The sequence below is a fragment of the Stenotrophomonas sp. STEN023 genome (genome assembly GCF_056760135.1).
This window is the reverse complement of record NZ_JBRREF010000062.1, coordinates 19,356-29,422: the sequence shown is the minus strand read 5'-3', so window position 1 is coordinate 29,422 and position 10,067 is coordinate 19,356. Positions and strand designations below refer to the sequence as shown.

At 64.7% G+C, this 10,067-nt stretch carries 10 protein-coding genes; 3 read left to right on the top strand and 7 right to left on the bottom strand.

The annotated features are described in order from the left end of the window. The first annotated feature begins 371 nt into the window (after positions 1-371). Both hmpA and ACVOLV_RS16050 read left to right on the top strand, forming a co-directional pair. Entirely contained in the window at positions 372-1,553 is a 1,182-nt protein-coding gene (hmpA, locus tag ACVOLV_RS16055; RefSeq protein ID WP_481555249.1) for an NO-inducible flavohemoprotein, read from the top strand. Between the two features lie 130 nt (positions 1,554-1,683). Next, entirely contained in the window at positions 1,684-2,064 is a 381-nt protein-coding gene (locus ACVOLV_RS16050; protein ID WP_481555248.1) for a DUF1761 domain-containing protein, read from the top strand. Positions 2,065-2,857: 793 nt separating this feature from the next. Here ACVOLV_RS16050 and ACVOLV_RS16045 read toward each other — a convergent pair. The 4 genes from ACVOLV_RS16045 to aroE all read right to left on the bottom strand — a co-directional run bounded on the left by ACVOLV_RS16045 (position 2,858) and on the right by aroE (position 6,745). Next, positions 2,858-3,286, bottom strand: coding sequence for a hypothetical protein (locus ACVOLV_RS16045; protein WP_481555247.1), 429 nt, complete (start codon positions 3,284-3,286; stop codon positions 2,858-2,860). 71 nt (positions 3,287-3,357) lie between these two features. After that, the gene (gene dinG / locus ACVOLV_RS16040) at positions 3,358-5,457 is read right to left on the bottom strand and encodes an ATP-dependent DNA helicase DinG (protein ID WP_481513886.1); all 2,100 of its coding nucleotides are present in this window, start codon (positions 5,455-5,457) and stop codon (positions 3,358-3,360) included. Positions 5,458-5,531: 74 nt separating this feature from the next. Next, on the bottom strand, positions 5,532-5,888 hold the full coding sequence (locus ACVOLV_RS16035; protein WP_481555246.1) for a hypothetical protein: 357 nt from the start codon (positions 5,886-5,888) through the stop codon (positions 5,532-5,534). Positions 5,889-5,896: 8 nt separating this feature from the next. Continuing rightward, positions 5,897-6,745 carry a shikimate dehydrogenase gene (gene aroE / locus ACVOLV_RS16030; protein ID WP_481555245.1) on the bottom strand — a complete coding sequence of 283 codons (849 nt, stop codon included), beginning with the start codon at positions 6,743-6,745 and terminating at the stop codon, positions 5,897-5,899. A gap of 52 nt (positions 6,746-6,797) precedes the next feature. Between aroE and ACVOLV_RS16025 the strand changes: the two genes are divergently transcribed. Next, entirely contained in the window at positions 6,798-7,673 is an 876-nt protein-coding gene (locus tag ACVOLV_RS16025) for a TolB family protein (RefSeq protein ID WP_481555244.1), read from the top strand. A 92-nt stretch (positions 7,674-7,765) separates the two neighbouring features. Here the strand turns inward: ACVOLV_RS16025 and ACVOLV_RS16020 are convergent, their stop codons facing one another. Genes ACVOLV_RS16020 through ACVOLV_RS16010 form a run of 3 tightly spaced genes read right to left on the bottom strand, consistent with a single transcriptional unit; the run spans position 7,766 to position 9,983 of the window. Further along, positions 7,766-8,047: an SHOCT domain-containing protein gene (locus ACVOLV_RS16020; protein WP_481555243.1), complete on the bottom strand. Its 282-nt coding sequence runs from the start codon at positions 8,045-8,047 to the stop codon at positions 7,766-7,768. A 1-nt stretch (position 8,048) separates the two neighbouring features. After that, the gene (gene hemB / locus ACVOLV_RS16015) at positions 8,049-9,038 is read right to left on the bottom strand and encodes a porphobilinogen synthase (RefSeq protein WP_481555242.1); all 990 of its coding nucleotides are present in this window, start codon (positions 9,036-9,038) and stop codon (positions 8,049-8,051) included. A gap of 30 nt (positions 9,039-9,068) precedes the next feature. Next, positions 9,069-9,983 (bottom strand): bestrophin family protein, encoded by a 915-nt coding sequence (locus tag ACVOLV_RS16010; RefSeq protein WP_481555241.1) that lies wholly within the window; start codon positions 9,981-9,983, stop codon positions 9,069-9,071. Between the last annotated feature and the right edge of the window lie 84 nt (positions 9,984-10,067).

Here is a 10,067-nt window from a genome sequence, read left to right as displayed (position 1 = left end):
TCCCGATACCGCCTCAACTGTAGTGCCGAGCCATGCTCGGCTGGGGCATTCCCGGTAAAGCCCACTGCCGAGCATGGTTCGGCACTACGCGCTTGCTCCCTCCCTTTGGCGGAGCCAAGGGGAGGGTTGGGGAGGGGTGGCTTCTTGCAGCCTGATGCAGCCGTGGCTTCGCGGCTTACGCAGCTCTTGCGCATTATCGGGAAATCACCTTGCCGAGCATGGCTCGGCACTACAGTTGCGGCATCCCCGGGAAGCCTCTTGCCGAGCATGGCTCGGCACTACAATCGTGCGGGTTCTTGATATTAGTCATCGAGAAAGCAGGCCCGCTGCGCGGAACATGGAGCTACCCCCGAAGCCGGATAGTTCGCACCATGCTCAGCCCCACCCAACGCGACCTCATCAAAGCCACCGTCCCATTGCTGGAGACCGGCGGCGAAGCGCTGACCAAGCATTTCTACGGCCGCATGCTGACCCAGAGCGATGTCGCGCGCCCGCTGTTCAACCCCAAGCACCAGAGCAGTGGCGACCAACCGCGTGCGCTGGCCAACTCGGTGCTGATGTACGCCAAGCACATCGACCGCCTGGAAGCGCTGGGTCCGCTGGTGGGGCAGATCGTCAACAAGCACGTTGCCCTGCAGATCCTGCCGGAGCACTACCCGATCGTCGGCCACCACCTGTTGGCCTCGATCCGCGAAGTACTGGGCCCGGACATTGCCACCGACGAAATCATCGACGCCTGGGGCGCCGCTTACCAGATGTTGGCCGACCTGTTGATCGGCGCCGAGGAAGAAGTCTACGCAGCCAATGAAAAGGCCCCCGGCGGCTGGCGCGGTGCACGCACGTTCCGCGTTGCCGAGAAGGTGCCCGAGAGCGCAGAGATCACCTCCTTCCACTTGGTGCCGGTCGACGGCGGCGCGGTGGTGGACTTCAAGCCAGGCCAGTACATCGGCATGAAGCTGGAGCTCGACGGCGAGGAAACCCGTCGCAACTATTCCCTGTCGCGTGCAGCCAACGGCGTCGGCTACCGCATCAGCGTCAAGCGCGAAGGCAACGGCAAGGTATCCAACCATCTGCACGACAAGGTGCAGGTAGGCGACACGCTGGAGCTGTTCGCCCCCGCTGGCGATTTCACCCTGGTGGCCAGCGAACGCCCGGTCGCCTTCATCAGCGGCGGCGTCGGCATCACCCCGACCCTGCCGATGCTGGAGCAGGCTTTGGCCAGCGGTCGCCAGGTGCACTTCATCCACTGCGCACGCAATGGCGACGTACATGCCTTCCGCGAATTCATCGCCGAAAAGCACAAGCAGCACCCGCAGCTGCGCAGCTACACCTGCTACAGCGAAGCGCTGCCGGGTGATGCTGGCGATGCCGAAGGCTTCCTCAGCCGCGAGCTGCTGGAGCAGTGGTTGCCGGCTGAGCGCGACATGGACGCCTACTTCCTTGGCCCGAAGCCGTTCATGGCGCAGGTGAAGAAGTTGCTGCGCGATGTCGGCGTGCCGGAAGCGCAGAGCCGTTACGAGTTCTTTGGCCCGGCAGCGGCGTTGGAAGCCTGAGTCGCGTCATAGCAAAGTGTGCGAGGTAGGAGGCCGGCGGGGAAACCCGCCGGTCTTCTTTTTGTCGCCGCTACGCAAGCGCATGCGACAGCGCTAGGATGCGGCATCGCTCACTGCCCAAGGGAAATGCATGAACGTTTATGCCGTGGTGTTGGCCGCTGTATCGAGTTTCCTGCTGGGTGGGCTGTGGTATTCACCGATCCTGTTCGGCCGCGCCTGGAACCGTGAGAACGGCGGCGAAGTGCCGCAGGGACATCCGGGCAAGGTCTTCGGCGTGGCCTTTCTGTTTTCGCTGGTGGCGGCGTTCGCCTTTGCCTGGCTTGTCGGCCCGCAACCGGAGCTGCGCAAGGCCTTGTTGTGCGGTCTGGTCGCCGGCTTCGGCATGGTCGCGGCGAGCTTCGGCATCAACTACCAGTTCGCCCAGCGCAGCGGAAAGCTGTGGGCGATCGACGGCGGCTACCACACCGCACAATTCGTGCTGTTCGGCCTGATCTTCGGCCTGTGGCACTAACCCAGTAGTAGCAGCTGTTGCTGTTGCTGTTGCTGTTGCTCTAGCCCCCTCCCTTTGCCGCAGGCAAGGGGAGGGCTGGAGAGGGGTAGCTTCGGCCGTTGCCGTTGCCGTTGCCGTTGCCGTGGATTTTGACTTTGCTCTACCGTGCCCCTTCCGCAGCGACGGAGCTGACGGACAAGACCCCGCATGGGGCGACGTGCAGGACGCACGTCGTTTTTCGACGATGCATGGATGTATCGTCGAAAAATCCCGGCAGCGGAGTGGACCTGGAGCGCGCAGCGCGGAAGGCGCGTAGGCAGGGTGTGCATTCTTTTGGTTTGCTTTTCTTTGCACAAGCAAAGAAAGGTGCGCTCGCGCGCCGTAGGCGGGCGAAAGCTCTGCACTTGTATTTGCTTTGGTTTTGCAGACAGTGACAGCAACAACGGAAGCCAAGGCTTTCTCTCCCCTTCGGGGAGCGAGTTACTTTTCTTTGCTTGTGCAAAGAAAAGCTAACCAAAAGAAAGCACACCCTGCCTACGCGCCTTCCGCGCTGCGCGCTCCAGGTCCACTCCGCCAGCGGGATTTTTCGACACGACATCCCTGTCGTGGCGAAAAACGACGTGCTTCCATGCACGTCGCCCTTCGGGTTCTTCCCACTGGCTCCGTCGCTGCGGAAGGGGCCCGGTAGGTCAAAAGCCGGAACCAAAGCAAGGGCAACTGCAACTGCAAAAGCTACCCCTCCCAAGCCCTCCCCTGCGCTTTGCGCAAGGGAGGGAGCTAAGCAACTTTACGCTGGGGTGGGAGCGAAGCAGCGCTACGCCAGGTTTGCGCGTAGCCAGCGCATCACGGTTTCAACCACGCCCAACTTCTGCGGCACGTCCAAAGCCAGCGCCCGCGCAAAGCCATCAGCGTTGCGGATGAACGCCTGACGGGCGATCCGCTGCGCCTGCTGCACCGTCGACTGCTGCCGACGTAACTGCACGATCTGTACCGATGGCCGCCCCGGCGGCGCGAACTTCTGGTAACGGCGCAGCTCATCGGCGACCAGACTCACGTCATTGTCCGCCTTGAGCTGGCCCTCACCCGCCAACAACAGCTGCTCCAGCGCGGAACCTGCAGCAGTCAGCGCCCCACCTTCGACAGCGAACATCGCGTGCGTCCCCAACAACGCCAAAGCGCCATCGCGCTGCTGCAGATGCTGCAGTTGCTGCGTCCAAGGGAAGGTTGCAGAAGGAGTAGCCATGGCTGTGTTTACTGGAGAGAAGGCGGCGAACTTTACGGGTTGGTGATCGGATGTACCAGCAAGGAGCTACCTCAGCCAATTACCCGCTTGAACGGCGGCAGGGAATCAATGATGCGCTTGCCATACCGGCGCGTCAGCAGGCGCGAATCCAGGATGATCACCCGCCCGGTATCGGTCGAGGTGCGGATCAAACGCCCGGAGAACTGGGTCAAGGTGCGCAACGCATGCGGGATCGCGATCAGGTTGAACGAATTCAGGCCACGGCTCTCGAACCACTCGCTCAGCGTCGAAGTCTGCGGGTCGGTTGGCACCGCGAACGGCACCTGGGTGATCACCACCGTGGTGCAGGCCTCGCCCGGCAAGTCCAAACCTTCACCAAACGAATTCAAGCCAAACAACACCGAGCCCTCACCCTCGCTGGTGCGCTTGATGTGCTGGTCGATCATCTTCTGCTTGGCGCCGTCGCCCTGTACCAGGATCTTCTTGCGCAGCGTCGCCGGCATCAGCTCGGCTACTTTTTCCATCTTCCAGCGCGAGGTGAACAGGACCATGCTGCCCTTGTCCCAGTCCAGCTCGCTGGCCAGGTATTTGGCCACTTCCTTGGGATGACGCTCGCGGTCATCCGGCGTCACCGGGAACTGCGGCACGATCAACTCGGCCTGGTTCGGCAGGTCGAACGGTGAGGCCAGCGACACCATCTCCGCTTCCTCGGGAATACCGTTGTCGATGGCCAGCGACTGGAAATCACCGCCGCCGGTCAGCGTGGCCGAGGTCATCACCACCGAGTCCACTTCGTCCCACAGCAGCTTGCGCAGCACCATCGCCGCCGATACCGGCGAGCAGTGCAGGATGTAGTCGCCATCGCGTGACATCGTCACCCAGCGCGCGATCGGCGGCTGGCCTTCCTTGTCTTCGCGGCGCCAGCCAGCCCACAGGTTGTACTGCTGCTCGACCATCTCCTGGGCCATGCCCAGGTTGCGCTGCAGGCGCTCGACCGCCGGATCATCCTGCTTGCCCTTGGCTACTGCCGAGGCCGCAGCCGTTGCCCAGTTGAGCAGGGTGCGGGTTTCATCGGCCAGCACTTCGATCGGCTGGCGCCAGGATTCAGGCAGGCGGCCATTGGCGGCGCGCCACATCGGCTCACGGTCGTCCGGCTGCGGAATCCAGACATTGCCGATCTCGTCACGGAAGGCCTTCAGCAGCTTGCTCACGCGTGACGCGACATCGATGGCCTCGTTCGGCAACAGGTTGCCGATCTTGTCCTTGTCCACCGCCCGGTAGGCGCCGGCAATCAGGATCTGCAGGCGGCCGGTGCGCTTGGCCATGTCGTCCAGCGGCAGGTTGGCTGCGCCCTGGTCGATGGCGACGTTGCCGATGTGGTGGCCTTCGTCCAGCACCAGCAGCATGTCGCCGGGCGGCGCGATCAGGGGCTGGCCGCTGTCGCTGTCGCCCAAGGACAACGCCGACAACAGCAGTGCGTGGTTGGTGACGATGATCTGTGCATCACGCACTTCGGTGCGTGCGCGCAGCACCGGGCATTGCGCGGAATACGCGCAGCGGCGCCCGGCGCAGGCCGAGGCTGGCGTGGTGATGCGCATGCGCAGCGTCGGGGTGACGTTCTCCGGCGCGTTGTCCAGGTCGCCGTTCCAGCGGCCTTCGATGAAGGCCTTGGTCAGCTTTTCGGCAACGTCCATCTCGATCGGCGCCAACGGCCGGTCGTAGAGCTGCACGTCGTCGCCGAACATGCCTTCCTGCACGCCCTCGCCCTGCGCTTCGGCCGCGTTGCGGGTGCACAGGTAGCGGGTACGGCCCTTGGCCAGCGCAACGGTGGCCTGCAGGCCGGTGGACTTGAGGAAGTTGGGGATGTCGCGCTCGACCAGCTGCGACTGCAAGGCCACGGTGCCGGTGCTGATCACCAGCTTCTTCTTGCTGGCCAGCGCGATCGGTACGCCAGCGGTGAGGTAGCCCAGGCTCTTGCCGACGCCGGTCGGTGCTTCCACCACGCCAACGCCACCAGTGCCCAGCGCACGCGACACCACGCCGATCATCTGGCTCTGCGAGCGGCGCGTGCTGAAGCCAGGCGTGTTTGCCTGCAGCTTGCTGTAAGCGTCACGGATGCCGGTTTTGATGTCCTCGGTCAGCGCCCGTGGTGCTTCTACTTTTTCCGTCACGCCAACCTGCCCGCAGCTCAATCAAGGCGGGCATTTTCCCATACCCGCCCGCATTCACCGAATGCGTTGCGGGCTCAGGGTTTGCCGGCGGCCTGCGGCCGCCGCAGGGCCTGCACCAGGGCCCAGGCCAGCATGATGTAGCCGGCCGCTTCCAGCAGCGCCAAGCCAACATGGCCAATGCTGAGCAGCGTATTCATCGCACCCATGCCGGAATAGTTGCCAGTGGCGATGAGCACCAGCGGGATTGCGGTCAGCCCGCCGCCTATCAGGGTGACGGCCAGCAGCAGCGACAGCGCACCCAATGCCACGCTGCGCACCTTGCCACGCGGGGTATCGAGCAACATCACCACGGCGACGCCAAGCGCAATCATGATCGGCAGGCGGTAGCCGATGGAAACCAGCAGGGTGGTCAGCAATTCAGTGGGTTCCATGTCCGGCCTCAGTCCGCGGTGACCAACAGCGCGTCACCGGCGCGCAGCTCGGCGTAGATCGCATCGGTCTCCGGGCGCATGCCATGCCACTGCTGGAAACTCTCGGCAGCCTGCTCGACCAGCATGCCCAGGCCATCGAAGCTATTGCGGCAACCCGCCGCGCGCGCCCAGGCCAGGAACGGAATCGAGGCCTCGCCGTAATTCAGGTCCACCGCCGTGGTCATGCTGTTGACCAGCGACAGCGGCAGGTTGAAGCCACTGCCCTCGCCACGAGCGGCCGAGGTGGCGTTGATGATCAGCTCGAAGTCGCCCTGCTCGCGCAGATCCTCCCAGTACGCGGAGATGGCGCGGCCGGGTTCGCTCATCGCATCGACCAGCGCATCGGCACGTTCGGGTGAACGGTTGACCACGATCAGTTCGAGGATGCCTGCATCCAGCAATGCAGGAGCAACGCCACGCGCGGCGCCACCGGCGCCCAACAGCAGCACCCGGCGGCCGCGCAGATCCAGGCCGTGACGTCCGGTGAGGTCGCGCACCAGGCCGATGCCGTCGGTATTGTCGCCATGCCAGCGATCACCCTTGCGCAGCAACGTGTTAACCGCTCCGGCGCGATGTGCGCGCGAGGTGGTCGTCGTGCACAGTGCGAACGCAGCCTCTTTATGCGGCAGGGTCACGTTGGCACCGACGCCGCCGTCAGCGGCAAAGGCTTCCAGTGCGGCCACGAAATCTTCCGGCGAGGCCTCGATGGCGCGGTAATCCACGGCGATGCCATGTGCCTTGCCGAACGCGGACTGGATGCGTGGCGACTGCGAATGGGCGATGGGCTTGCCGAAAACTGCGTAGCGTGGTGCGCTCATTGTGATCCTCTGCATGACCTAGACTGGACGCGACCTTGCTTGCTGGACCCGTATGCGGACCCGTCATTTGTTGCTCGCGCTGACCCTGAGTTTACCCTTTAGCCCCGCTGCCTCGGCGCTTTCCGAGTTCGGCATCGAAGGCATGGGGGTAGTTTCCACCCGCGCCGATGAAATCCGCGCAACGCTGTCGGTGGACGGGCAGCGCATCATCTGGGCCAGCAACCGCGAGGGCGGCGCCGGTGGCTGGGACCTGTGGCAGGCGACCCTGCAGGACAAGCGCTGGATGGAGCCGCAGCCACTGGCCTTGAACAGCGCCGCCGATGAGGTCGATCCCTTTCTCAGCGCCGATGGCCGCTGGTTGTACTTTGCCTCCAACCGCAAGGGCGGCCAGGGCGGCTTTGATCTATACCGCGCAGCGGTGGCTGCCGATGGCAGCCTGGGCCAGCCGCAGAACCTGGGGGCGGCGGTGAACGGTCGACAGGATGAACGCTCTCCTGCGCTGGCCGACGACGGTCGGCTGCTGTTTTCCAGCAATCGCAGCGGTGGCGGCGGCTGGGACCTGTGGCGTGCAGCTGCTGCCGGTGACGGCTTTGCTGCGCCGGCGTCCATGGCCGGCATCAATTCTGCCGCCGACGAGCTGGATGCGAGTTGGCTGGGTGGCGGCCGTGGTCTGGTGTTTGCCCGCGCGAATGCGGCTGGTGGTGCGCAGCTGTGGCTGTCGCAGTGTCGGCAGGGGCAATGGGCTGAGCCGTCGCTACTGGGCTTGTCGTTCAACAGCGCTGATGGCGATACGCGCGGTGCGGCGATTGATGCCAACAAGCCAGGTGAACTGCTGGTCAGCGGCAAGGCGCGCTCACCGCGAGCCGGCGGCATGGATCTTTACCGGATGAAGGCGCCGGTGCTTGATGGGGATGATTCTTGTCGGTGAGGTTTTGGCGGTGAGGCAAGAGCAAAAGCTCACCCCTCCCCAACCCTCCCCTCCGCTGCGCGAAAGGGAGGGGTGCTTCTGCTCTAAAGCTTCTAGCTTTTAGCCCCAGCCAACACCGCAGCACGCATCGCCTCGTACTCCGCCTCGCCAATCTGCCCACCCTGCCTGCGCTGCTCCAGCCCGCGCAGCCTGGCGTCCACATCGCCACCCTGCGCTGCCTCACGCTGCAGCCGCTCGGCGGCCGAGTGCAGCTGTGGCGGACGCTTGCCGGCGCGCACGATGGCGGCGATGAACACGCCGATCGCCACCGCGAACAGCAGCACGCCGATCAGCCATACCGCCCAGTTGTAACCTTCTAGACCGGGAACATTCATCTCAAGCCTCCTTCAGCCAGCGCGCGATCTGCGGCGCGTAATAGGTCAATACACCATCAGCGCCCGCGCGCTTGAAGCCGATCATCGTCTCCATCACGCACTTGCGTTCATCCAGCCAGCCATTGGCCGCGGCCGCCTTCAACATCGCGTACTCGCCACTGACGTGATACGCGAAAGTTGGCACGCCGAACTCGGTCTTCACCCGACGCACGATATCCAGGTAGGGCATGCCCGGCTTGACCATCACCATGTCCGCGCCCTCGTCCAGGTCCAGCGCGATCTCGCGCATGGCCTCGTCGCTGTTGGCCGGGTCCATCTGGTAGGTCTTCTTGTCGGCCTTGCCCAGGCTGGCCGAGCTGCCCACCGCATCGCGGAACGGGCCGTAGAAGGCCGAGGCGTACTTGGCCGAGTAGGCCATGATGCGCGCGTTGATATGACGGGCATCGTCCAGCGCGGTGCGGATGGCACCGATGCGGCCGTCCATCATGTCCGAGGGGGAAATGATGTCCACGCCCGCTTCGGCATGCGACAACGACTGCTTGACCAGCGCTTCGACGGTGATGTCGTTGAGCACGTAGCCGCTGTCGTCGATGATGCCGTCCTGGCCGTGCGTGGTGTACGGGTCCAGCGCCACGTCGGTCATCACCCCGAGCTCGGGGAAGCGCTGCTTCAGCGCGCGCACCGCACGCTGCGCCAGGCCGTCCGGGTTCCAGGCTTCGGCCGCGTCCAGCGACTTGCGCGACGGGTCGATCACCGGGAACAGGTCGATCACCGGTACGCCCAGTTCCAGCGCCTGCTCGGCTTCACGCAGCAGTTCGTCGATGGACATGCGGTCCACGCCCGGCATCGATGCCACCGCGGCGCGGCCGTCGAGCTCATGCACGAACACCGGCCAGATCAGGTCGTTGCTGGTCAGCGTGTTCTCGCGCATCAAGCGGCGTGAAAACTCATCGTGGCGCATGCGCCGCGGGCGGTACTGGGGATGGATCATCGCGGTACTCCTTGATACTGAAAGCGGGGCTTACTGCAGCCGGTAACCCTGCGGCTGCAGCGGCTCGGGCAGCGGGCGGTGGCCCAGCGCGTCGAGCAGATCGATTTCGATGGTACGCACCATGGCGTCCAGCGGCAGGTCATTGGGTTCGGTGCCGAATGGGTCTTCCATTTCCTCGCCGAGCTGGTCCAGGCCGAAGAAGGCATAGGCCAGCAGCATCGACACCACTGGCGTGGCCCAACCGAGCGCAGCGGCCAGACCAAACGGCAGCAGCACGCAGAACAGCCACGCACAGCGGTGCAGCAGCAAGGTGTAGGCGAACGGCAGCGGCGTGCCGGAGATACGCTCGCAGCCGGCCTGCACACTGGCCATGGCGTGCAGGCGCGCCTCGAACTGCGCGTAGAGGTAGGGATCCAGCCGGTCTTCGCGCAGCGGCACGGCCAGCTCGCTGGCGAGCTGGTTCAAGATGCCGTCGGCGATGTTCTGCCGTTCCAGCACGGCGTGCTGCTCGGCCTGCAGCCACGGCGCGGAGACAGCGGCCTGGTCACGCCCACGCAGACGTGCGGCCAGCGCATGCGCAAAACCAATCACCAGCCGGGTACCACGCTCGCGCAGCTGCGGTTCGGCGGCCAGCAGCGCAGCGGCCTCACGGGCGAAGCTGCGCGATTCGATCACCAACTGCCCCCACAATTTGCGGCCTTCCCACCAGCGGTCGTGGCAGGCGTTGTTGCGGAAACTCAGGAAGATCGACAGCACCAACCCGAGCAGGGTGAACGGCACCACCGACAGACCGCTGCCACCCAGTGGGTGCCAGCTGCGGCTGAACGCCGCCACCAGCACCGCCAGCACGCCGATTGCCAGCACCTTGGGGGCGATGGCCGGCACGATGGAGCCGCGCAGGATGTACAACAGCTGCCAGCCAGTGGGACGGGGGCGGATGATCATCGGGAAGCGGAAAACGCCTGCAACAGGCCTACGGCGCCGGAAGGCTTCCGGCCAGCCCGCTCATTTTACGCCCCCCGGCTGTAC